Here is a 20,430-nt window from a genome sequence, read left to right on the forward strand (position 1 = left end):
ACCGCTGGCAGGCGCGCGTCGCAGGGCAACTGACCATGCCCGTCGGGTCGGCAATCCGGCGTGCATTTCGTCCAGGTCTAGGAGGAGCTGAAGTGATTCAGCAGGAGTCGCGACTGCGCGTCGCCGACAACACGGGTGCGAAGGAAATCCTCTGCATCCGCGTGCTCGGTGGTTCGTCGCGTCGCTATGCCGGCATCGGTGACATCATCGTCGCCACTGTCAAGGACGCCATCCCCGGCGGCAACGTCAAGAAGGGCGAGGTCGTCAAGGCCGTCGTCGTGCGCACCGTCAAGGAGCGTCGTCGCCCGGATGGCTCGTACATCAAGTTCGACGAGAACGCCGCGGTGCTCATCAAGGCGGACAACGATCCGCGTGGCACCCGCATCTTCGGCCCGGTCGGCCGTGAGCTGCGTGAGAAGCGCTTCATGAAGATCGTCTCGCTGGCCCCGGAGGTGCTGTAACCATGAAGGTGCACAAGGGCGACACGGTCATCGTGATCTCGGGCAAGGACAAGGGCGCCAAGGGCAAGGTCATCCAGGCCTTCCCGGCGACCGGCAAGGTCCTCGTCGAGGGCGTGAACCGCATCAAGAAGCACGTCGCGGATTCCGCGAACCAGCGTGGCGCCAGCTCGGGCGGCATCGTCACCCAGGAAGCGCCGATCCAGGCCTCCAACGTGATGGTCGTCGACTCCGACGGCAAGCCGACCCGCGTGGGCTACCGCACCGATGAGAACGGCAAGCGGGTCCGCATCTCCCGTCGCAACGGGAAGGACATCTGAGATGACTTCTACCGAGAACAAGGTTCAGCCCCGCCTGAAGACCCGCTACCGCGAGGAAATCAAGCCGGCCCTGAACAACGAGTTCAACTACGCCAACGTGATGCAGATCCCGGGCGTCGTGAAGGTCGTCGTGAACATGGGTGTCGGTGACGCCGCCCGTGACGCGAAGCTGATCAACGGTGCGGTCGCCGACCTCACCCTGATCACCGGCCAGAAGCCCGAGATCCGCAAGGCCACCAAGTCCATCGCGCAGTTCAAGCTGCGTGAGGGCATGCCGATCGGCGCGAAGGTCACCCTGCGCGGCGACCGCATGTGGGAGTTCCTGGACCGTCTGATCTCGATCGCTCTTCCGCGTATCCGCGACTTCCGCGGTCTCTCGCCGAAGCAGTTCGACGGCCACGGCAACTACACCTTCGGTCTCTCCGAGCAGTCGATGTTCCACGAGATCGACGTCGACAAGATCGACCGTCCGCGTGGTATGGACATCACCGTGGTGACCACCGCGACCAACAACGAAGAAGGCCGCGCCCTGCTGAAGGCCCTCGGCTTCCCGTTCAAGGAGAACTGATCCATGGCTAAGAAGGCTCTGATCAACAAGGCCAACGCCAAGCCGAAGTTCGCGGTGCGCGCCTACACCCGCTGCCAGCGCTGCGGTCGTCCGCACGCTGTGTACCGCAAGTTCGGCCTGTGCCGCGTGTGCCTGCGCGAGATGGCCCACCGCGGCGAGCTTCCGGGCGTCCACAAGTCGTCCTGGTGAGCCGAAGCTCCTCGTGAGCTGACAACTCCACACCCGAAGGCCCCCACCGTGATTCGTCCCGGTGGGGGCCTTCGGCATTGTCGTCGACCCTCATTTCTCGCAGCTGCTCCCCGACCAGTTGACCCCGCCGGTGATCACGGCTGGGCGGTGACCCACGCTGTTACGGCGTCGAGGAACTCCGGGCCGCCCGTGACGTATCCGCCGATGGTCGCGCCGATCAGCGCACCCACGGGAATGGTGAGCCCCCACAACAGGAACACGCACGCCCCGAGGAGGCCGCCCACAATGGCACCGGTGACGACGCCGGGCAGGTTTTTGTCGATCTGTTCCTTCAGGCGGTCGTAGGAGCTGATGTTCTTCAGTTGCGCGGTATCTTCCGCCGTTGGGGTCGGTGTCAGCGTCAAGGTGCGGCCGTCCGCACCGATGTGCTGCACGAGCGGAATCGAACGCCCGTCGACGGCGAACTGTTGCGGCATTTCGGTCATCGCCGCTCCGTTGCCGGACTCGAGCACCACCGCGCCGTTCCGCGCCATCTCGAACTTGCCATTCTGAACGGTGGTCGTGATGACCTTGTCGACTGGCGAAATGGTGATCTGGTAGCCGATTTCGTGATCCAGACCGGAAATGATGCCCGCCGCAGCCGGCTGCTCGGCGACAGCCGGCTCTGCATGGGCGGTTGCCGCGGTAATTCCCACGGCCGAGATGGCCATGAAAACGACAGCGGTGATCTTCTCGAACTTCACTCTTCGAATCCCTCCACTCAGCTGCCCCTGATGGGGCGGACCGCACCAGACCTTAGGCGTCGAATTCGCCGGTGTGTGGTACGCCACACGCAGTGGGACACCTTACTCGCCGGCGGTGTCCGGAAATACTGAACCGCTCGGATTTGGTCGTTGCCGCGCCTGGCGCACCAAATGTGACGATTTATCCGAAAAGGGTGGTTACGGGCAGGGTTTCGGATGTGTTGGGACCGGTTTCGGCGCGACTTTTCGCCTGGCCGACCATTCCGTGATCGGACGCTAAACTCGGTTCGCCAACCCACCGCGAAATACGTGGCCGAGGCCGCAGAATTCCGTGGGTTTCCCGGAATTGCCCGGATTTGCCCGGATTTGCGGTTGACCCGGACTGATTTCTGCGCGGCTGGGTTGTTGGCGGCGGTGGCTCCCGGCGCGATTCGATCTCGACTTGCTGAAAGGTCTTGTCCTCGTGAGTGTTGGAGATCCGTACTCGATCACGTCCCCTGAGCGTCGCCCCCGAAGTTCGCTGAATGATGTGTGGGGTGTTGTCGCGACGGTGATCGTCGCCGTACTCGCGGTCACGGTGGCCTCTGCTTCGGGTGTCGCGGGTGCTGAACCGGGAGATCCGTTGGCGCGCTTTCATCAGCAATATCTCGACTGGCGTACATGCGAGGACGCGGCCCTGACGGCGGAGGGCGCGGCCTGCACGGATGTCACCGTGCCACTCGATTACGGCTGGCCGGACGGGCCGAGCATCACCATCGCGGTCTCGCGGATCCCGGCCCGCGACATGGCACACCGTCGCGGTGTGCTGCTGACCAACTCGGGCGGACCGGGCACGCCTGGGCTCGATGCGTTCGATCTCGTCGGTGATGTTCTCGAACCGGATGTGCTGAGCCGCTATGACCTGATCGGATTCGACCCGCGGGGAGTCGCCCGTTCCGGGCGGCACCAGCGATGCGGATGGCCGGTCGCCGGCTCGATCCGCTCGGCCGGTGTCGGGTTCCCCGGATTCGTCGCCGAAACAGTCCTGCAGGCACAGCTGGCCGCCGATTGCCTGGTGGGCGATCGGGACTGGATGCGGCAGCTCAGCACTCGCAACACCGCCCGCGACATGGACGTGATCCGTGCCGCACTGAGTGAGGACCGCATCAGCTACTACGGCGTGTCCTACGGGACCTATCTGGGTGCGGTCTTCGCCCAGCTGTTCCCCGATCGATCCGATCGCATGGTGCTCGACAGTGTCATCGATCCGCGGCGCTACTGGCTGGGGTTGCAGCAGGACTGGGGGCCGGCGGTGGAAGCGGCCTTCGACGACTGGGCCGGCTGGGTCGCCGCTCGTGACCAGCAGTACCACCTCGGCGACTCCGCGACCGCGGTACGTCGTGGAGTCGAGGACCTGATCGACCGTGCGTCGCTGTCGCCGATCGTGGTCGAGGGCTTCGGTTTCGACGATCATCTCCTGCCGAACCTGCTGTGGACGATGTTGCGGGACGCGCGATTGAACGAGGCTCTGGCGTCATCGGTACGGGCCGTCACCGACGCGGCCGACGGACGCACGCCGCAGGTGCCCCCACAGCTGCACCAGCAGATCGAGGCCGAGAAGCAAGGTGAGGATTCGGTGATGGTGCAGATCTGGTGTGCGGACGCACCGATGCCCGCCGACCCCGCCTGGTATTGGAACGCGATCCAGGCGGCGCGTCCGAGCCAGCCGATCTTCGCCGCACTGGCCAACAATATTCAACCCTGCGCGTTCTGGTCACCGCCCCCGGAACCGCCCACCGTGGTCGACAACGCCGTGCCCGCACTGATCCTGCAGGCCACCGGCGACAACCGGACGCCCTACCCCCATGCCGTAGCACTCCACCAGCAGATGTCGGGGTCACGCTTGATCACCTTGACCGACACCAGGATCCACATGGTGCTGCGCCCTGGTCTGAGCACCTGCATCCTCGACACCACCAACCGCTACTTCGGCGATGGAACCTTCCCGGCGGAAGACCGCACCTGCGCGCCCACCACACCACTCGAGTAGGCACGTATATCCGGGCCGTGCAGCAACCGCCGCTGGCCTGGCATTCGATTCCTGCGAGAGGTGGCCCACCACGGCGAACTCGTGGCGTCCAGGAGTCGTCCGGCGCCGGCTCGCGGTGAGCTGAACGGCTCCAAAGTCGAAGTCCCCCATCGAGATATGTCTCCCGGTGGGGGACTTCGGCGGTGTGCCGCAGGCGGTCACAGGCCGGCGGCTACCTCCTGCAGCTGCGCCATCCCGATCGGCGCGAATTCCGCCATCCCCGAGGCCGCCATGCCGTCCCGATCCGCGACGGACTGGAACACCGACAGCGACGTCACCCGCGTCTTGCCGTTTTCCTCGTCGAAGGTGACCGATTCCAGGCACACGTGTCCGGGCGTGCCGTCGAACTCGAAGGTGTTCACGATCCGGTCGGCGCTGACCTCGTGGTAGACGCCGCGGAATCCGTATTCGTTGCCCGCGGGATCGACGTGCACGATGTGCCACGATCCGCCCGTCACCGGCTCGAACCGCTCGACTTTGCTGGTGAGCTCGCGCGGCCCCCACCAGCGCACCATCAGGTCCGCTTCGGTGTAGGCGCGGTACACGGCGGCCTTGGGCGCGTCGATCAGGGCGACGGTGGTGGCCACATGGCTGTCGGGCTCGGCGGTGAAGGTGGTTTCCGGGTTGCTCATCGTCTCGTCCTGTCTCTCGAGTTTCTCGATCCCGGGCCGCGTCGGTGCGGCCTCGAAACATTGGACGACGCGAACCACTCGAATTAATCGCTTCAGCTGCCGCCACCGGGGTCATCGTCGACGCGGACATCGGTTTCCGGATCCAGGCAGATCGCGACATCGGTTGGTTCGGTGTCCGCGGGGGTGGTGGTCGTCGGGACCGTGGTGCTCGGGGCCGGTGTGGTGGTGGTCGGCCGCAGGGTCGCGAGGGCGGTCGGCGGCAGGGAGGGATCGGTTGGCGTCCCCATCATTCCGGGCATGAGCCGGTCCTTCCCCCATCGTCAGACCGGGGAGCCTAGCAGTGCCGGGCGCGAGCTCATCGATTCCGGCGACAGCGGATCCGTGATGACCGATTGCGCGGCCGATTCGAATAGGTATCGGCGCAGCTACTTTCGATCCGAGACCGCGAGCCCGCACCGAGGTTCGTCTCGGTGGGGCTCGCGGCGTTCAGGTCCCCGTTGACCCGGACGATTCGGGACGACCTGGCCCTCCCCTCCAATGGCGGCCAGGGCGCCACCGAGGGTCAATCCTGTCAATCGGCCGATCCAGGGAGCAAGATCGGGAGCTGTCCCAACCTGGTGGTAGCGTCGGGCGCTCTACCCCCAATTCGGGGGAGCTCAATCTCGCACGGCCGCAAAGGGTTCACACATGCAGTTCGACAATGGGGTCGACGTCGAAATGCCGACGCTGGCGGCGTTCGTGAAGCGCCTGCGGTTGCGTCGCGGTTGGACCCAGCGTGAGTTCGCGCAGCACGCCCACCTCGGTATCGGCACCGTGCAGAAACTCGAGCAGGGCGACAAGGTCAGCGTGGGGGACCGCGCGTTGTCGGCACTGGCCGACGCCGTCTGCGACAACGAGCACGAGCGTGAGCATCTGCGCGCCCTGGGCGGCCGCCCCGGTTTCGCGCTCGGCGAGGCCGCCTCCGCCGCCGACATGTCGGCGCTGCTCGACCAGCTCACCTCGATTCCCGCTGCCTGGGTGGTGAATTGGGGCGTGGCCGCCGCGAACGACCAGTACCGCCGCCTGATGCCCGGTATCGCCGAGGCGCCCAGCATCGCCCACTGGCTGTTCGGCGATCCCCGTTCCCGGCTGGTGTTCCCGGACTGGCAGACCGAGGCCGCGTACATGGTGGGCATCCTGCGCCACTATTACGTGGCCGCCCCGGCCATCGGGGCCACCGAGAACACCAGCGTCACCGCCGATATCGTCCGGGAGCTGTCCGGCCGTCACCCGGATTTCCGCCGCTTCTGGGCCACCGGCGATGTCTACGTCCGCCGCCCCGACAGCGATCGCCGCGTCTGGTCCCCGGCCACCGCCACCATGACGGCATGGCGCGAATCCCTGATCCCCGCCGCCTCGGGCTGGCTGGCCATGTGCTTTCCCACCACCCCCGCGACCTGATCTCCGAAGTTTCACGATCCCTGCCCGTCCCCGACCTACACTCGAGTTCGCTCGAGTGGAAGGACGCACAGCCATGCCGGTGGAAGTTGTTGGGGGCGTTCGCAAATGGCTCGAGGAGCCCCGTTTCTGGACGGTCGGCACCCTGAACGAGGACGGCTCCCCCCAGCTGACCCCCATGTGGGTCGGCCTCGAATCCGTCGACGGCACAGAGCACATCGTGATGAACACCTCCGTGGGCCGCGTCAAGGAACAAAACCTCCGCCGCGACCCCCGCCTCTCCCTCTCCAGCTTCGACCCGGACCAGCCCTACGATCGAGTCGAAATCCGCGGCCGCGCAGTAGGATTCATCGAGGGCCAGAAAGCGATCCACATCATGGACCGCCTGGCGCAGAAGTACCTGAACGCCGAAACCTTCCCCTGGCTGATCGACGGCGAGACCCGGGTCGCAGTCCTCATCCACCCCGACCGCATCCACCGCACCATCGGCGTCGAACCCTTCCGCCCAGGAATCCTCCCCGACGGCCGGGTCCTGTAACCCGCTGGCGCCCGCACGGATTGGCCGTCGCGGCACCGGCGCGCTAGCGTGACGATTCGTCGGAAATGACGGTTTCTAATCGGGGGTGGGTTCCGTATGCGCTGGGTGCTGGCCGTGGCGGCGGTGTTGTTGGCTCTGTTCACAACCGGGTGTGGGCTGATCGATGGCTCCGCGAACAATGTCTCGCAGGGTGACTGCCTGAAGAAGTCCGGTGACGAAGGCTTCGACAAGGTGTCGTGCTCGGCATCGGACGCGGGCTTCGTGGTGCTCGACCGCGCCGGCAGCGGCAAGGCCCACAACCGGTGTGTGGATGTGCCGGGTACCGAGTACGTATATACGGACAAGGGCAGTGGGTCGATCTGCGTCGGGATCAAGGGTGCTGATCCGGCTCGCGCGGCGAATGCGGCTCAGAAGGGTGATTGCCTCACCGATACCCAGGGCAGTGCTGTGCAGAAGGTGGCGTGCACCGACCCGACCGCTGTCTATCGTGTCCTGGCTCGTCCCGACGGCTCGGAGTTCATGACGGATTCGGCGTGCAAGTTCGTCGCGGGTACGCAGACCACGTACAGCTACCTGCTCAAGGCGAAGAAGGGTATCGGCGCGTTCGGGACCGGCATCGTATTCTGTTTGATCGCAAAGGATTCCGACGCGACTCGCACGATCGACAACGCGAAGGTCGGCGACTGCCTGAAGAAGACCGGCGCCGACGACGTCGAGATCACCGGCTGCACCGCGCCCGACGCGAAGTACAAGATCCTCAGCTCGGTGCTCGACAAATCCTTCTGCGACCGCGTCGCGGGCTCCATCGCCAGCTACTCCTATCAACAGGCCGGCGAGATCATGCCGAAGGTCTACTGCCTCGGGTCGCCCCGCTGATGTGACGCGGACCTCGATTTGGTCGCTGATCAGGGGTTGTCTACACTAGACCGGTTGCTCGGGCACAGCTGTGTCCGCACGCGTTCTCGCGTGCGGCGTTGCTCCGCAGCACAAGCGAATCATCCGGTCGGGCGTTCCCGGCTGGACCGCCCCGAATTGTCGTAGGCCCACGACCGCCGATCTCAGACGGTGCTGAATGGGAACCGCGGCAGGAAGGTACCGGTCAAACACATGACCATGACTGATCCCATCGCAGACTTCTTGACCCGTCTGCGCAACGCCAACTCGGCGTACCACGATCAGGTGAAGGCGCCGCACTCGAAGCTCAAGGTGAACATCGCCGAGATCCTCAAGCGCGAGGGCTACATCGCCGACTTCCGCGTCGAAGATGCGCCCGTCGGCAAGAACCTGATCGTCGACCTGAAGTACGGCCCGAGCCGTGAGCGCTCCCTGCAGGGTGTGCGCCGCGTGTCGAAGCCGGGCCTCCGGGTTTACGCGAAGTCCACCAACCTGCCCAAGGTGCTCGGCGGCCTCGGCGTGGCGATTATCTCCACGTCCTCCGGTCTGCTCACTGACCGTCAGGCCAAGCAGCAGGGCGTGGGCGGCGAAGTCCTCGCCTACGTCTGGTAAGGGAGGTAGGAACAATGTCGCGTATCGGTAAGAAGCCGATCCCGGTTCCCGCCGGCGTCGAGGTGACCATCGACGGCCAGAACGTGACGGTCAAGGGTTCCAAGGGCACCCTGTCCCACGTTGTCGCCGAGCCGATCACCGTCGCCCGGGCTGAGTCCGGTGAGCTCGAGGTCGTTCGTCCGAACGACGAGCGTCAGAACCGCTCGCTGCACGGCCTGACCCGCACCCTGATCAGCAACATGATCGAGGGCGTCACCAAGGGTTACGAGAAGAAGATGGAAATCTTCGGCGTCGGTTACCGCGTCGCTGCCAAGGGCTCGAACCTCGAGTTCGCCCTGGGTTACAGCCACCCGGTTCCGGTCGACGCCCCCGAGGGCATCACCTTCGCGGTGGAGTCCCCGACCAAGTTCTCGGTGTCCGGCATCGACAAGCAGAAGGTCGGCCAGATCGCCGCGGTGATCCACGGCCTGCGTAAGCCCGATCCGTACAAGGGCAAGGGCATCCGCTACGCCGGCGAGGTCGTTCGCCGCAAGGTCGGAAAGACGGGTAAGTAAGCCATGGCACAAACCGAAAAGCAGAAGGCCGCTCGTAAGCCGATCGGCAAGGACGCCTCGACCTCGCGCCGCCTGTCGAAGACGCGTCGTCACTTCCGTCTGCGCAAGAAGGTCGTCGGCACCACCGAGCGTCCGCGCCTGGTGGTCAACCGCTCCGCGCGCCACCTGCACGCCCAGCTGATCGACGATTCGGCCGGCAAGACCATTGCCGCCGCGTCGACCATCGAGGCCGATGTGCGTGCGCTCGAGGGTGACAAGTCCGCCAAGGGCGCCAAGGTCGGCGAGCTCATCGCCGCCCGCGCCAAGGCTGCCGGCGTCGAGGCGGTCGTGTTCGACCGTGGTGGTCACGACTACCACGGCCGTATCGCGGCTCTCGCCGATGCCGCCCGTGAAGGTGGGCTGAAGTTCTGATGATCAACACTGCGAACGAAGGGAACGTCTGATGCCGGGACGTCAGCGGCGTGACGGCGGAAACAACGGTCCCGCCGGACAGAACAGTGGCAACGACAACCGCGATCAGCGTGGTGGCGGTCGCGGCCGTCGCGACGACAATCGTCGGGACAATGCCGCCGAGAAGAACCAGCTCGAGCGCGTCGTCGCGATCAACCGCGTCTCCAAGGTCGTGAAGGGTGGTCGTCGCTTCAGCTTCACCGCCCTCGTGATCGTCGGTGACGGCAACGGTCTCGTCGGCGTCGGCTACGGCAAGGCCAAGGAAGTTCCCGCGGCCATCCAGAAGGGTGTCGAAGAGGCTCGCAAGAACTTCTTCCGCGTTCCGATGATCGGCTCCACGGTCACCCACCCGGTTCAGGGTGAGGCGGCTGCCGGTGTCGTCATGCTGCGTCCGGCTTCGCCCGGTACCGGTGTGATCGCCGGTGGCGCGTGCCGTGCCGTTCTGGAGTGCGCCGGCATCCATGATGTTCTGGCCAAGTCGCTCGGTAGCGACAACGCCATCAACGTCGTGCACGCCACGGTTGCGGCTCTGAAGATGCTGCAGCGTCCCGAAGAGGTCGCGGCCCGTCGTGGCCTGCCGATCGAGGACGTGGCCCCGGCCGGCATGCTGCGTGCGCGCGCGGGACAGGGAGTCTGATATGGCACAGCTGAAAGTGACCCAGGTCAAGTCCAGCATCGGCGCCAAGGCGAATCAGCGGGACTCGCTGCGCACCCTCGGGCTGCGCGGCATCCGCAAGGTCGTGGTGCGTGAGGACAACGCGCAGAACCGTGGCCTGATCAACGTCGTGCGCCACCTCGTGGAAGTTGAGGAGGTCTAAGCATGACCATCAAGTTGCACCACCTGCGTCCTGCCCCGGGTGCCAAGACCGAGAAGACCCGTGTGGGTCGCGGTGAGGGTTCCAAGGGTAAGACCGCGGGCCGCGGTACCAAGGGTACGAAGGCTCGCAAGAACGTCCCCGTCCGCTTCGAGGGCGGTCAGATGCCGATTCACATGCGTCTGCCCAAGCTCAAGGGCTTCACCAACCCGTTCCGCACCGAGTACCAGGTCGTGAACGTCGGTGACATCGCCCGCGTGTTCCCTCAGGGCGGAACCATCGGCAAGGCCGAGCTGGTCGCCAACGGCCTCGTTCGCAAGAACGAGCTCGTGAAGGTGCTCGGCGAGGGCGAAATCGCTGTGGCCGTGCAGGTTTCGGCCGACAAGTTCTCCGGCTCCGCCAAGGAGAAGATCGCCGCAGCGGGTGGCACTGCCACCGAGCTGGCCTGACGGTAACCTGAAGTAGCAACGGCACCGGGCGAGTCGCGAGCTCGCCCGGTGCCGCTGTTAAAGTTCAAGTGTTGTCTGCCAACACCCCGTCATGGTTCTCGGCGTTCTTTCGCTGAATCCGTGGCCTGACCTATGTCGTTAGCCAGGAGGATCTGTGCTTTCCGCCTTCGTGTCGGCTTTCCGGACCCCGGACTTACGGCGGAAGATTCTCTTCACGCTGGGACTGATCGCGCTCTACCGGCTCGGTGCGTCGCTGCCTTCGCCGGGCGTCAGTTACAAGAACGTTCAAGAGTGCGTCAATCTGGTCAACGGCGGTGACTCCGCCGGCATCTACCAGCTGATCAACCTCTTCTCCGGCGGCGCGCTGCTGCAGCTGTCCGTGTTCGCGATCGGCATCATGCCGTACATCACGGCCAGCATCATCATCCAGCTGTTGACCGTCGTGATCCCGCGGTTCGAGGAACTGCGAAAAGAGGGTCAAGCGGGTCAGAACAAGATGACCCAGTACACGCGCTATCTGTCCGTGGCGCTGGCGATCCTGCAGTCGACCGGTCTGGTCGCGCTCGCCTCCCGCGGTCAGCTGCTGCGTGGCTGCCCCAAGGACATTCTCGACGACACCTCTATCTTCGGCATGATCATCATCGTGCTGGTCATGACCGCGGGCGCGGCCCTGGTCATGTGGTTCGGTGAGCAGATCACCGAGCGCGGCATCGGTAACGGCATGTCGCTGTTGATCTTCGCGGGTATCGCCGCCCGCATCCCCTCCGAGGGCAAGATGATCTGGGACAGCCGCGGCGTGGGCATCTTCGCCCTGGTCTGCGCGGCCGCCCTGGTGGTCATCGTCGGCGTCATCTTCGTGGAGCAGGGCCAGCGCCGGATTCCGGTGCAGTACGCCAAGCGCGTGGTCGGCCGGAAGATGTACGGCGGTTCCTCGACCTATCTGCCGCTGAAGGTCAACCAGGCGGGTGTCATCCCGGTGATCTTCGCGTCCTCGCTGCTGTACCTGCCGAACCTGCTGGCGCAGCTGACCCAGAAGAGCACGGGCAATCCGGCCAAGTGGCAGGAGCTGATCCAGAAGTATCTGGTCAACCCGAGCAACCCGGTCTATGTGGCGATCTACTTCGCCCTGATCGTGTTCTTCACCTACTTCTACGTCGCGATCACCTTCAACCCGGAGGAGCGCGCGGACGAGATGAAGAAGTTCGGCGGCTTCATCCCGGGCTACCGGCCGGGCAAGCCGACCGCCGATTACCTGAACTATGTCCTGAGCCGGATCACCCTCCCCGGCTCCATCTACCTCGGTGCTGTCGCTGTTCTGCCGAACCTGCTCCTCGGGATCGGGGCCTCCGGCGGCGTGACGAATCTGCCGTTCGGTGGTACCGCGGTGCTGATCATTGTGAGCGTCGGCCTCGATACCGTGAAGCAAATCGAGAGCCAGTTGATGAACCGAAACTACGAAGGGTTCCTGAAGTGAGACTCGTACTGCTCGGACCGCCGGGCGCCGGTAAAGGCACCCAGGCCGAACTGTTGTCGGAAAAGCTCGGTGTTCCGCACATCTCCACTGGAGCCCTGTTTCGCACGAACATCGACCAGCAGACCGCGCTGGGCAAGGAAGCCCAGGGGTACATCGACGCCGGCAACCTGGTGCCGTCAGACGTGACCAACCGCATGGTCGAGGCCCGTATCGCCGAGCCGGACGCCGTCAACGGCTTCATCCTGGACGGCTACCCGCGCACCGTGGATCAGGCCGAGGCGCTGGAGAAGATGCTGAAGGGCATGGGCAAGGAGCTCGACGCCGTGCTGTCCTTCGTGGTCGACGAGGACGTGGTGGTCGAGCGCATGCTGGCCCGCGGCCGCGGCGACGACACCGAAGAGGTCATTCGCAACCGCATGCGCGTCTACCGCGAGGAGACCGAGCCGCTGCTGGTGCACTACGACGGCCAGGTCGTGTCGGTCGAGGGCGTCGGCGAGATCGAGGACGTCAACGCGAACGCGCTCAAGGCCCTGGGTCGCTGAATGGTCTTCGGCCGTAAGAGCAAGCGGGTGGTGCCTTTCCGCACCGCCGGTGAACTGGACGCCATGGCGGCGGCCGGCGCTATCGTCGGCCGCGCGCTGGTGGCGGTGCGCGCTGCCGCCAAGCCCGGGGTCTCGACCCTGGAGCTGGACGAGGTGGCCGAGCAGGTCATCCGTGAGGCCAACGCGATCCCGTCGTTCAAGGGCTACCACGGCTTCCCGGGTTCGATCTGCTCGTCGGTGAATGATCGTGTGGTGCACGGCATCCCGTCCAAGGGCGACATCCTGTCCGAGGGCGATCTGGTCTCCATCGACTGCGGCGCCATCCTCGACGGCTGGCACGGCGACTCGGCGTGGACCTTCGGCGTCGGCACCATCATCGAGGCGGACCGCCTGCTCAGCGAGGCGACCAAGCTCTCGATGGAGGCCGGCATCGCTGCCATGATCCCCGGCAACCGCCTCTCGGACGTCTCGCACGCCATCGAGCAGGGCACGTACGCCGCGGAGAAGTTGCACGGCCGCAAGTACGGCATCGTCGCCGGCTACGGCGGCCACGCCATCGGCCGTGAGATGCACATGGACCCCTTCCTGCCGAATGAGGGCGCTCCCGGCAAGGGTCCCGAGCTGCGCGTCGGCTCGGTCCTGGCCATCGAGCCCATGCTCACCCTCGGCACCACGGAAACCCATGAGCTGGACGATCATTGGACTGTCGTCACCGACGACGGTTCCCGTGCCGCGCACTGGGAGCACACGGTCGCGGTGACCGAGAACGGTCCCCGCATCCTGACGCTCCGCCCGGAGTAACCCTCCGCCGCAATCCGCTTCCGCACCCGCTTCGGCCTCGCCGCGGCGGGTGCGGTCGTTTGCGCGGGTTACGATCGAGGTCGCAGTGGTCCAGGGGAGGGGATTGTATTGACGGGTATCGGTGTGTCCGGCCTGGCCGTGGGAATCGATCCGGCCCCGGAGGGTTCGCGGATCGCGGTGATCGACTTCGGTTCGGCCGCGTTGACCGTCGCGCTGCTGACAGTGTCGGCGGATGGCTCGACGCGGGTGATCGACTCTCGCGACCTCCCACCGGTTTCCGCCGCGGATCTCACGGAGTCGGGCTTGCCGCCGGTGGTGAGCGCTGCGGTCGATGTCCTGCGCGGCGCCGGTATCACCTCGCCGGACGACATCCATTCGCTGTATCTCTCGGGGTTCGCCGCACATAATCCACTGGTACAGAAGGCATTCCGGCCCCTGTGCGCGGGTCAGCGCGTGAAGCAGTCTGTGCCGCAGCCGGTTCCGGTTGCCACTGCTGGGCGGATGAGCCCGGCGGGTCGGCCGAGCTCGAGTTCGAATCTCCCGCTGATCACTTTCGCGGTCCTGGTGGTCATCGTGGTGGTGGTCGGAGTGGTGGTCGCCATGGGCGGTGGTGACCGGCGTGCCGCACCGGATTACCCCACGGTCCCGATAGGGCGTGAGGCAGGGTCCAAGCAGGGGGTGGTCGACAGCGCGGCCGGACGGCTGTATGTGGCGGACGACATGGCCAAATCCGTAGCGGTGGTCGACACCGCGAATCGCACCGTGGTCAGCCGGATTTCCTTCCAGGACGAGATCGTGGGGATCGCACTCGATCCGGAGTCGCACCGGCTGTACGTGGCGTCGCTGGGCGACCATGGTCATGCGCATTCCGAGATCCGGGCTGTGCTGTGGGTTGTCGACACCACCACCAACGGCGTGGTCGCCACGATCGAGACCGGTCAGGTGGGGCGGGGTGTAGCGGTCGACCCCGGCACCCACCTGGTGTATGTCACGAATGAGCGGTTCCTCGGGTACCAGCTGGACCCGAAGACGGTGAACGTCAATGCGGCGGCAGGGCTTTCGGTGATCGATCCGCAGTCCGCGGCCGTGGTCACGTCGATCGAGCTCGGGACGTCCGCCGGGGAGGTGGTGATCGATCCGGCTACTCGGGTCGCCTACGTCGCGGGTTCGCGCTACGACCAGGTGCGAGGGAGCAGCAACGGCGTCATCGTGGTCGACTTGGCGTCGAATCAGGTTGCGGGACAGATCACCGTCCCGGATGCCGGTCTGCTCCAGATCGCCGCGGATTTCACCGCGAATACGCTCGTCCTGGTCGGCAGTGACGCGATCCGCCTCGCCGATACCGCGACTCGGACTGTCGACGCCACCCTCCGGGTGGTGGGCGCATCCGGTTCGATCGGCGTGGACCCCGTGAGGCACGTCGCCTATGTCGCCGACAATGGTCGGGACGGCTACCGGTTGCTGACCGTCGAACTCGCGGAACGTCGCCTGGGCGACGCCTCGATCGAGATGGGCATGAAGTTGCTCGTGGGTTCGGCCGTCGATCCGCGATCGCGAGCCATCTACGCGTTCGTGGCCGGCACGGTCAGGTTCGTCCCACCCCCGCAGTAATCCGGCCGGGGTGGCCCCGGGCCCGCCGATTCCTTGGGCGTGGCAGCTCAGGGCCGGGCCCCGGTCCTGGTTCTATGAGGCCATGGCCGACAAGGTTGTTCTCATCACCGGGACTTCCACCGGTATCGGGCTGGCGGTCGCCGCGGCGGCGGTCCGGGCCGGATACCGGACGGTCGCGACTCTCCGAAATCCGGACAAGGCGGGCCCGGTCCGTGAAACCGGCGCCGACGTGCGGCGGCTCGACGTGACGGACTCCGCCTCGATCACCGAGTGCGTCGACGGCGTCGTCGCCGACTACGGCCGCCTGGACGCCGTCGTCAACAATGCCGGGGTCTCGGTGTTCGGCACGGTCGAGCATCTCCCCATGTCGGAGATCCGCCGCGCCATGGACGTCAACTACTTCGGCGTCGTCGAGGTCACCAAGGCCGCTATGCCGCACCTGCGCGCCACCAAGGGCCGCGTGGTGACGGTGACCAGTGTCGGCGGCGCTGTCGGCCAGCCCTTCAACGAGGCCTACTGTGCCGCGAAGTTCGCCGTCGAGGGCTTCATGCAGAGCCTCGAACCGGTGGCGGCCACGGTCGGCGTCGGCGTCAGCATCATCGAACCCGGCGCGGTGACAACGGAATTCGTCGCCAACGCGCACATCGATCCGGCGGCGGTAGTCGCGGAGGCGGGCCCCTACGCCCCCGCCCTCAACGCCTATATCAACCGCACGCGCAGCGCCTATTCCACCGGCCAGACCGCCGACCAGGTGGCTGCCGTGGTCATGTCCGCCCTCACCGCCTATCCGATCGTCTTCCGTTGGCAGACCTCGGACTACGCCCGCTCCTTCGTCGCCTCCAGCCTCTCGGACCTGGACGGCTCGATCGTCGCGGGCATCACTTCCCACTGGATTCGCTGATCGGCCCTACCCTTCGAGCAAGAGGGTGACCGGTCCGTCATTGACCAGTTCGACCTGCATATGCGCCCCGAATCGCCCGGTCTCGACGGTGGCGCCGAGCTCCCGCAGCGCGGCCGCGAACGTCTCCACCAGCGGCTCCGCCACCGCGCCGGGCGCCGCCGCGTTCCAGGAGGGTCGCCTGCCCTTGGTGGTGTCGGCGTACAGCGTGAACTGACTGATCACCAGGATCGGCGCCGCCAGATCGGCCGCCGATCGTTCCCCGTCGAGGATCCGCAGCCGGAACAGCTTGTCGGCCAGAGCTTTCGCGGTGGAGTCGGTATCGGTGTGGGTGGCCCCGACCAGCGCGACCAGACCCTGCGGCGCGCCGTGCGCCGCGGGGTCGATGCGCCCGACCACCTCGCCGTCCACACTGACCTGCGCTGACGTGACCCGCTGCACCAGTACCCGCATGACCATGGATCTTCCCAGATGGGCCATGGTGTAGCGGCGCGGCTACCCCGGAGCGATCACCCTGCCCCGAATTTCCTTGTGCGCCATCGGGAGTTCACGACAGTAGGCTGTGCTGGCACAGACAACGTGAAGAACCGGGCGGAGCGATAGTAGTCACCGATGGCACCTGATAATACGAAAACACCTGTGTGGGGCTCGGGCTTGAAGGCGCAGATCGGCGCGCACACGTTGCAGTTCGACCCCAAGGATGCGCAGACCGCGATGACGGCGGCCTCGACGCTGGCCGAGTCGATGCGCGCCTATCAGAAGGCGGTCACGGACTTTCATCTCGACTCGTTGCCGAATATCGGTTCCTACCCGTCGGGCTCGGAGCTGGCGGCCGGGCTGAACCGGCGAGGGATCGAGCTGCGCGACGCGCTCGGAACCCACATCGACATCCTGACGAACATGGTCGACATCTTCCGTGAGGCGGCGCAGGCGTACCGGTACGCGGACAATGTGTCGGCCGATCAGCTCAAAGCCGCGCAGAAGAACATCGACTGGGCCGGTGATTACAAGATCTCGGCCGACACCGCGAAACTCGATGTCGATCCGAAGAACTACGAGAAGCAGGCGGGCGGGTACGGCGACGGCTTCCGCGAGGATCTGAAGAAGTGGGCCGAGAACGACAAGAAGACGAAGGACCACTTCGAGATCAATTGGGAGGACAAGAACATCCAGGAATGGCCCCCGATGATCGCGTTGCACGACACGCTCACCAAGACCGGCGCCCAGGGGGACAAGTACCGGACCGCGGGTGAGGCGTACGCGGGCATGGCCGAGAAGATCAATACGAAGGTCGGCGCGTACGTCAACACAATCGGCGGGTTGAGCAACAGCTGGCTCGGTGCCGGTGGTCAGGCAGCCCGCGCCGCGGTCGACAAGTACGGCCAGGATCTGGCGCCGCTCGTCGACACCATGAAGATCATGGGTCAGCTGCTGAACTACACGGGCAACTGGATGAACAGCTGCGGCTACCTGATGCCGGCGAAGGCCACGGACGGCTGGTATCTCTCCTGGTTCCGCGGCTCCGACCTGGAGGAGGCTCGCGACCATTTCGGGGATTACTACCTGAAGCCGGGTAAGCACACGCTGTCGGTGATGCCGGTGATGCCGGGACCGCGCATCGACCAGGCTCCGGCGCCGAAGGACGGCGACAAGCCGAAGGACGGCGACAAGCCGAAGGACGGCGACAAGCCGAAGGACGGCGACAAGCCGAAGGACGGCGACAAGCCGAAGGACGGCGACAAGCCCAACGAGGGTGACAAGCCGAAGGACGGCGACAAGGGTCATCAACAGGGTGGTGGCGGCGGTAACAGCGGCGGTGGCGGCGCTAACAGCGGCGGCGGCGGTGCGAACAGCGGCGGCGGCGGCGCGAACAACAACCGCGGCGGCGCGAATCATCCTCAGACGCAGAATCATCCGAAGGGCAACGATAAGGACCAGAAGAAGCACGACAAGGACAAGAACCACCAGAACCCGAACGACAAGAACCACCAGAATCCGAACGGTTCGAAGCCCAACGGTTCCAACCCGAACGGCTCGAATCCGAACGGTTCCAGCCCCAACGGTTCCAATCCGAATTCGACGACGCCGCAGGGCACCTCGCCGAACGGCTCCTCGGGTAGCGGGGACAGCTCGCAGCTGACGGGTGCGCTCACGTCGCTGCTCACCGGCATGAACTCGGGCATACAGACGCTGTCGCAACAGTTGCCGACCATGCTGCAGCAGTTGCAATCTGCCATGCAGTCGAGTGACACCGCCGCGCTGGCCCATCTCTTCGGGGTGCCGGAGGACAAGATCACCACCGCGTTCGCGGCGATCGAGAAGGATCCGGCGAAGCTGGCGCAGCTGGGGCAGCTGCTCGGTGTCACCGGGGCGGAGACTCCCCAGGTGGCGAATCCCGCTGCCGAGGTGCGTGCCCAGGCGCTGCCCGGACCGGATGGCGCGGTGCGGGCATCCGGCCAGGTCGCGGGTGCTCCGTCGTTCACCAATCTGTTCCGCACGGGTTTGGATGCGGTGCCGGCGGCGCCGATCGGCACGCCGGAGGGCGCGATGGTCGCGTCCGGCGCCGCTGGTGCGGAGCCGGTCGCCGGTCCCGTGGATTTCGTGCGCAGGCTCGAGCATGGCCTCGAGCAGGCGTTCGAGGCGCCGACGGTGACGGTTCCGGTGGCTGAGCAGTGATCTGGGATTTCAGCGACGACGAGTTCTTCGTGCTGTGCGAGCGGTACCTCGATGGTAAGGTGCCGTTCCCGCTGGTGTACACCAGCCACACCCAGTACGAAGAGGCCGCCAGGCGCAGGCATGTCGAGGTGACCGAACAGCTCGGGCCCGCGGTGTTCGCGGAGCTCGAGCCGGTGTTCGAGCTGCTCCGGAATCCCGAGCTCACGATCGGGGCCCACGCTCGGCGTGAGGACGATCTCGACAATCCGGAGCGCAGGATTCGCGCGCACCTGGCTCGTCGTGGCCGTCGTGCCGTGATGGTCACCATGAAGCCCGGCGAAACCATTTACCACAGTGGCGGATTCACGCTGACCGAGTGCGATCCCGAGGATCTGCCGGGCTTGATAGTCGCGCAGCTGCCCGTGACCGAACCGGGGCGCGGGCCCGCGGTGCCGCTGGTGACGGAGCCGGAGGAACGGGACCCGTACGAGGTCAGGCAGTCGTTCGCTTTCGATTCGTTCGAGGAGACCAACGAGAGTCTCAGTGCCGCTTTCTGGGCCAAGCCCATCGAGTGGAACGGATTCATCCGGGTGATGCAGGGCCGGTCCATGTACGGACCGCGTGGCCATATGGAATCGCTGCTGGTCTGGCGGGATCTGCCGATGGATGGGCGCTACGCCTTCGAGATGGGCCGACCGGGCACGCACGCGGTCGCCACCAGCTCGCAACAGCTGACGAACCGGATCGATGACCTGATGCGGGAGGTCCTCCAGCACATGGAGGCTCGGGGCGAAGTACTGGGGTGACGGGTTCGGGCGGGGTATCCCTCCGCCCGAATCGGCACTCGCCGTTCAGCTTCCGGCTACTACTCGGTTGCCAACGCCTGACAGGGTTTCTTCCCATGAGCGGTCGGCTGGAAGCTTACGAGGATCTGTTGACCAAAGCGGCTGGTAAGACGGACAAGGTGCGCGATGGCATTGAAAAAGTCGTCAGCACACTGACTTCGGCGGCCGATGGGCGGGGAACTCCGTGGGGGAACGACACGCTCGGCGGCAACTTCGCCAAGGGGGAGCAGGGGTATCTCGCCAGCCGCACGAACATCATCGAGGGTGCGGACAATATGGCCGGCACCTTCGGTAACTTCTCGGACGGCCAGCTGAAGGCCGCCGCGGAGCTGAAGAAGATGGACCACGGCAACGGCGACGGGTTCGAGTGAGCCGATCATGGTGAACGAGCGGGCCAAGGCCGATTTCTCGGACATTCTCGACGACTTCCGTGATCAGATGCGCAATATCACCCAGTTGCAGCAGCAGCGGGCGGCGATCACCGCGTCCGCGAGCGTGCGCGGCAAGCGGGTGACCGTCACCGTCAATGCCGATGGCACGGTGATCGAGACCAAATTCGCCGCGGACATCGACGATCTCGACTACCAGGAGATCGCCAAGGCGGTGACCGAGGCCGCGCAGCAGGCGTCCGCGGAGGTGGCGCGGCGCAGCCGGGAGATCATGGCCCCGGTGTCGCAGAATCGCAATCGCCTGCCCAGGCTGTCGGAGCTGGTGCCGGAGATGCCGGATCTGTCCGAGGCGTTGCGGATTCCGGAACCGCCGGTCGTGTCGACCGCCCCGCCGAGGGCGCCGGAACGTCGTGCGGCGGAGCCGAATTCGGATGACGCGCCTCGAAATCGTGGTGGGGCCACCGATTCCGGATGGTGACACCGCCTGC

The 20,430-nt window shown here is 65.7% G+C and carries 27 protein-coding genes; 23 read left to right on the top strand and 4 right to left on the bottom strand.

Annotated elements, in window-relative coordinates:
• The first annotated feature begins 92 nt into the window (after positions 1-92).
• The 4 genes from rplN to ACFRAQ_RS28575 are packed head-to-tail and all read left to right on the top strand — an operon-like array spanning position 93 to position 1,535.
• A complete protein-coding gene (gene rplN / locus ACFRAQ_RS28560; protein WP_033090674.1) occupies positions 93-461 on the top strand; it encodes a 50S ribosomal protein L14 in 369 nt (122 codons plus the stop codon).
• Between the two features lie 2 nt (positions 462-463).
• On the top strand, positions 464-778 hold the full coding sequence (rplX, locus tag ACFRAQ_RS28565) for a 50S ribosomal protein L24 (RefSeq protein WP_357089127.1): 315 nt from the start codon (positions 464-466) through the stop codon (positions 776-778).
• A 1-nt stretch (position 779) separates the two neighbouring features.
• Positions 780-1,346, top strand: a complete 567-nt coding sequence (gene rplE / locus ACFRAQ_RS28570; RefSeq protein WP_040855261.1) for a 50S ribosomal protein L5 — start codon at positions 780-782, stop codon at positions 1,344-1,346.
• Positions 1,347-1,349: 3 nt separating this feature from the next.
• Positions 1,350-1,535, top strand: a complete 186-nt coding sequence (locus ACFRAQ_RS28575) for a type Z 30S ribosomal protein S14 (RefSeq protein ID WP_029923637.1) — start codon at positions 1,350-1,352, stop codon at positions 1,533-1,535.
• Positions 1,536-1,669: 134 nt separating this feature from the next.
• Here ACFRAQ_RS28575 and ACFRAQ_RS28580 read toward each other — a convergent pair whose 3' ends face one another.
• Positions 1,670-2,278: a hypothetical protein gene (locus ACFRAQ_RS28580; protein WP_379105082.1), complete on the bottom strand. Its 609-nt coding sequence runs from the start codon at positions 2,276-2,278 to the stop codon at positions 1,670-1,672.
• 622 nt (positions 2,279-2,900) lie between these two features.
• Here ACFRAQ_RS28580 and ACFRAQ_RS28585 point away from each other — a divergent pair.
• Positions 2,901-4,307 carry an alpha/beta fold hydrolase gene (locus tag ACFRAQ_RS28585; protein ID WP_379105084.1) on the top strand — a complete coding sequence of 469 codons (1,407 nt, stop codon included), beginning with the start codon at positions 2,901-2,903 and terminating at the stop codon, positions 4,305-4,307.
• Between the two features lie 197 nt (positions 4,308-4,504).
• Here ACFRAQ_RS28585 and ACFRAQ_RS28590 read toward each other — a convergent pair whose 3' ends face one another.
• Together ACFRAQ_RS28590 and ACFRAQ_RS28595 are read right to left on the bottom strand one after the other, a co-directional pair.
• Positions 4,505-4,978 carry an SRPBCC family protein gene (locus ACFRAQ_RS28590; protein ID WP_379105086.1) on the bottom strand — a complete coding sequence of 158 codons (474 nt, stop codon included), beginning with the start codon at positions 4,976-4,978 and terminating at the stop codon, positions 4,505-4,507.
• Between the two features lie 92 nt (positions 4,979-5,070).
• Positions 5,071-5,277 (bottom strand): hypothetical protein, encoded by a 207-nt coding sequence (locus ACFRAQ_RS28595; RefSeq protein WP_379105088.1) that lies wholly within the window; start codon positions 5,275-5,277, stop codon positions 5,071-5,073.
• 388 nt (positions 5,278-5,665) lie between these two features.
• On the opposite strand from ACFRAQ_RS28595, the gene ACFRAQ_RS28600 reads away from it, so the two are divergent.
• The 14 genes from ACFRAQ_RS28600 to ACFRAQ_RS28665 all read left to right on the top strand — a co-directional run bounded on the left by ACFRAQ_RS28600 (position 5,666) and on the right by ACFRAQ_RS28665 (position 16,056).
• A complete protein-coding gene (locus ACFRAQ_RS28600) occupies positions 5,666-6,418 on the top strand; it encodes a helix-turn-helix transcriptional regulator (protein WP_379105090.1) in 753 nt (250 codons plus the stop codon).
• Between the two features lie 73 nt (positions 6,419-6,491).
• Positions 6,492-6,953 (top strand): PPOX class F420-dependent oxidoreductase, encoded by a 462-nt coding sequence (locus tag ACFRAQ_RS28605; protein WP_379105092.1) that lies wholly within the window; start codon positions 6,492-6,494, stop codon positions 6,951-6,953.
• A gap of 96 nt (positions 6,954-7,049) precedes the next feature.
• The gene (locus ACFRAQ_RS28610; RefSeq protein ID WP_379105094.1) at positions 7,050-7,829 is read left to right on the top strand and encodes a hypothetical protein; all 780 of its coding nucleotides are present in this window, start codon (positions 7,050-7,052) and stop codon (positions 7,827-7,829) included.
• 231 nt (positions 7,830-8,060) lie between these two features.
• A complete protein-coding gene (rpsH, locus tag ACFRAQ_RS28615; protein WP_213558035.1) occupies positions 8,061-8,459 on the top strand; it encodes a 30S ribosomal protein S8 in 399 nt (132 codons plus the stop codon).
• 14 nt (positions 8,460-8,473) lie between these two features.
• Complete coding sequence (rplF, locus tag ACFRAQ_RS28620; RefSeq protein ID WP_033087353.1) at positions 8,474-9,013, top strand: 50S ribosomal protein L6; 540 nt, start codon at positions 8,474-8,476, stop codon at positions 9,011-9,013.
• A gap of 3 nt (positions 9,014-9,016) precedes the next feature.
• Entirely contained in the window at positions 9,017-9,424 is a 408-nt protein-coding gene (gene rplR / locus ACFRAQ_RS28625) for a 50S ribosomal protein L18 (RefSeq protein WP_357089108.1), read from the top strand.
• 31 nt (positions 9,425-9,455) lie between these two features.
• Positions 9,456-10,100, top strand: coding sequence for a 30S ribosomal protein S5 (gene rpsE / locus ACFRAQ_RS28630; RefSeq protein ID WP_357089105.1), 645 nt, complete (start codon positions 9,456-9,458; stop codon positions 10,098-10,100).
• Position 10,101: 1 nt separating this feature from the next.
• Positions 10,102-10,281, top strand: a complete 180-nt coding sequence (gene rpmD / locus ACFRAQ_RS28635) for a 50S ribosomal protein L30 (protein ID WP_157388589.1) — start codon at positions 10,102-10,104, stop codon at positions 10,279-10,281.
• A 2-nt stretch (positions 10,282-10,283) separates the two neighbouring features.
• Positions 10,284-10,727, top strand: a complete 444-nt coding sequence (gene rplO, locus ACFRAQ_RS28640) for a 50S ribosomal protein L15 (RefSeq protein WP_357285164.1) — start codon at positions 10,284-10,286, stop codon at positions 10,725-10,727.
• Positions 10,728-10,881: 154 nt separating this feature from the next.
• A complete protein-coding gene (secY, locus tag ACFRAQ_RS28645; protein ID WP_357089100.1) occupies positions 10,882-12,201 on the top strand; it encodes a preprotein translocase subunit SecY in 1,320 nt (439 codons plus the stop codon).
• Positions 12,198-12,743: an adenylate kinase gene (locus ACFRAQ_RS28650; protein WP_357285167.1), complete on the top strand. Its 546-nt coding sequence runs from the start codon at positions 12,198-12,200 to the stop codon at positions 12,741-12,743. Before secY ends, ACFRAQ_RS28650 begins: the two co-directional genes overlap by 4 nt.
• Positions 12,744-13,544, top strand: coding sequence for a type I methionyl aminopeptidase (map, locus tag ACFRAQ_RS28655; protein ID WP_379105099.1), 801 nt, complete (start codon positions 12,744-12,746; stop codon positions 13,542-13,544).
• 108 nt (positions 13,545-13,652) lie between these two features.
• Positions 13,653-15,155: a YncE family protein gene (locus ACFRAQ_RS28660; protein WP_379105101.1), complete on the top strand. Its 1,503-nt coding sequence runs from the start codon at positions 13,653-13,655 to the stop codon at positions 15,153-15,155.
• Between the two features lie 82 nt (positions 15,156-15,237).
• A complete protein-coding gene (locus ACFRAQ_RS28665) occupies positions 15,238-16,056 on the top strand; it encodes an SDR family NAD(P)-dependent oxidoreductase (RefSeq protein WP_379105103.1) in 819 nt (272 codons plus the stop codon).
• Between the two features lie 6 nt (positions 16,057-16,062).
• On the opposite strand, the gene dtd is transcribed toward ACFRAQ_RS28665, so the two are convergent.
• Positions 16,063-16,506 (bottom strand): D-aminoacyl-tRNA deacylase, encoded by a 444-nt coding sequence (gene dtd / locus ACFRAQ_RS28670; protein WP_379105688.1) that lies wholly within the window; start codon positions 16,504-16,506, stop codon positions 16,063-16,065.
• A gap of 159 nt (positions 16,507-16,665) precedes the next feature.
• Here dtd and ACFRAQ_RS28675 point away from each other — a divergent pair, with 159 nt between their 5' ends.
• The 4 genes from ACFRAQ_RS28675 to ACFRAQ_RS28690 all read left to right on the top strand — a co-directional run bounded on the left by ACFRAQ_RS28675 (position 16,666) and on the right by ACFRAQ_RS28690 (position 20,420).
• A complete protein-coding gene (locus ACFRAQ_RS28675) occupies positions 16,666-18,729 on the top strand; it encodes a hypothetical protein (protein ID WP_379105106.1) in 2,064 nt (687 codons plus the stop codon).
• Positions 18,726-19,514 (top strand): ESX secretion-associated protein EspG, encoded by a 789-nt coding sequence (locus ACFRAQ_RS28680; RefSeq protein WP_379105108.1) that lies wholly within the window; start codon positions 18,726-18,728, stop codon positions 19,512-19,514. The genes ACFRAQ_RS28675 and ACFRAQ_RS28680 overlap by 4 nt, the downstream gene beginning before the upstream one ends.
• A gap of 95 nt (positions 19,515-19,609) precedes the next feature.
• On the top strand, positions 19,610-19,924 hold the full coding sequence (locus ACFRAQ_RS28685; protein WP_379105110.1) for a hypothetical protein: 315 nt from the start codon (positions 19,610-19,612) through the stop codon (positions 19,922-19,924).
• 7 nt (positions 19,925-19,931) lie between these two features.
• Positions 19,932-20,420: a YbaB/EbfC family nucleoid-associated protein gene (locus ACFRAQ_RS28690; protein ID WP_379105112.1), complete on the top strand. Its 489-nt coding sequence runs from the start codon at positions 19,932-19,934 to the stop codon at positions 20,418-20,420.
• The last annotated feature ends 10 nt before the right edge of the window (positions 20,421-20,430 follow it).

Source organism: Nocardia sp. NPDC056611, from assembly GCF_042792755.1.
GTDB lineage: Bacteria > Actinomycetota > Actinomycetes > Mycobacteriales > Mycobacteriaceae > Nocardia.